3 protein-coding genes are annotated in these 1,909 nt (G+C 26.6%); 2 read left to right on the top strand and 1 reads right to left on the bottom strand.

Annotated elements, in window-relative coordinates:
* Positions 1 to 312, top strand: a 312-nt coding sequence (locus KGF52_RS20875) for a BlaI/MecI/CopY family transcriptional regulator (protein WP_227841502.1), incomplete at its 5' end; no start/stop codon positions are given.
* 587 nt (positions 313 to 899) lie between these two features.
* Here KGF52_RS20875 and KGF52_RS20870 read toward each other — a convergent pair.
* Entirely contained in the window at positions 900 to 1,238 is a 339-nt protein-coding gene (locus tag KGF52_RS20870) for a TIGR04076 family protein (protein WP_227841501.1), read from the bottom strand.
* A gap of 139 nt (positions 1,239 to 1,377) precedes the next feature.
* On the opposite strand from KGF52_RS20870, the gene KGF52_RS20865 reads away from it, so the two are divergent.
* On the top strand, positions 1,378 to 1,719 hold the full coding sequence (locus tag KGF52_RS20865; protein WP_227841500.1) for a winged helix-turn-helix transcriptional regulator: 342 nt from the start codon (positions 1,378 to 1,380) through the stop codon (positions 1,717 to 1,719).
* Positions 1,720 to 1,909: the final 190 nt, after the last annotated feature.

Here is a 1,909-nt window from a genome sequence, read left to right as displayed (position 1 = left end):
GTAATATCTAAAGACGTTGCAGATGAAATGGAGGAAAAATATGGTTGGAAACATACAACTACAATTACACTTTTAGCAAGATTAACTAAAAAAGGTTTTTTAATATCTCAGAGAATTGGAAAACATGTACACTACACAGTATTAGTAAAAGAAAAAGAATATCTAAAACTAGAAGGAAAAAGAATCTTTGGAGGTTTACATAACAATCCCCTGTCAGAGTTAATTTCAAAACTACATGACAAAGAGGAAATAACTGAAGAAAAAATAATGGAAATAGGGGATTGGATAAAAACTTGGAATGATGAAGATTAATAGAGTAAAAGGTAGCTACTAACATAAGTGCTACCTTTTTTCTTGTGGATAAAATTGGGGATAAGTTGTGGAAAACTTATTCAAAATTTGTGGATAAAATATTTTACTGACATTTAACTGACAAAACAAAAAAAGATAAGTTTAAAACGTTGAAAAATAAACATTTATAGAAATATATTTGATACATGTATTATATCAAATCTGAGTTATAAATACTATTAAATAATAGTAAATAGTAGTGAAATACAGTTATTTAGTAGTATTTAAGACCAGACATATAATTGACATTAAAGAAAAAAATGTCATCAATTAACATAAAATGGAGCTGTTATCTAAAGAGAGTATTGATTATATATTCAACCCAAAATAGTAACAATGTATTATGGTCTGCTTGGATAGGGTTCTATAATAATAATAATAGAAGCAGTAGTAAATTTTACAGAGAACCATTCTACTGTCTGCTGAAATATTTGTTCTTCATTTATTGTAGCATTAAGGCATTAAGGTTATAAGGAATTTATTGATTAAGTAAATAATTGTGAGTGTTCTATGTAATGCATTAAAACATACAATATTGTAAATATTATCTATCTTATAGGTTTATATTCCATTTTAGATTCTTCATCAGTTCTCTCAATTTTAAAAATGACAGGACGAATTCCATCATTGCAGGAGCATATAGCCACTCCTTCTTTATCTATCCAATCTTCATAGTAAAATTTTTCACTACCATGAGATAAAGCAAATACATATTGATACATTGCTTTCCATGCTTCATCACATAATTTTTCAGGTTTAGCGAAATCTCCAAAAAATACTTCCCCTACTTCATGCATAGGACATTTCCCAATACCTTTACATCCATACTCATCTGCTAAGTCTTTGTGGAATGTTGTTTTTATCACTTCTATTTTACATTTTTTCATGAAAGTCATCTCCTCATATTTTTTAACTTTTATTTATATAAGTATATGTACTATTTTATATTTAAACAAGTACTTACTTTTAAGTAAGGTACTAACGTTTAGGATAGTAGTTTTATTACATAATGATGATTAAATGAGTATGAAAAACTACAATATATCTGATTTAACTAATATAACTTCTACACCATTTGGATATACTCTTTCAATTATTGGAGGGAAGTGGAAAATGATTATAATATTTTGGCTAGTAGAGTATGATGTATTACGCTATGGAGAGCTTAAAAGGTGTATTGGTTCAATAACCGATAAGATTCTAAATAATCAATTAAAAGAATTGGAACGAGATGGTATTATCATACATAAAGAATACCCTCAAATTCCTCCTAAAGTTGAATATTCACTTTCAAAAAGAGGATTGTCATTAATGCCTATTTTAGAGGAAATGTGTAAATGGCGTGAAAATAATAAACTCAATTTATAAAACAAAGGCCTAGTAAAGATTTTACTGGGCTTTTATTTTATAAATTAGAAATACTAAAGTTAATTTACAAGTATATAGTCTCCTGTGATTAATACTTTGAAAATCATTAAGTAAAATCTTCATTAGTGCTATTTTTTAATATAAATTAGATAAAAAAATAAAAAATATATATAATCGTATCAAGTATCAG

It is taken from the genome of Clostridioides sp. ZZV15-6597 (assembly GCF_020657815.1).
Classification (GTDB): domain Bacteria; phylum Bacillota; class Clostridia; order Peptostreptococcales; family Peptostreptococcaceae; genus Clostridioides.
This window is presented reverse-complemented; position numbering and strand designations above follow the sequence as displayed.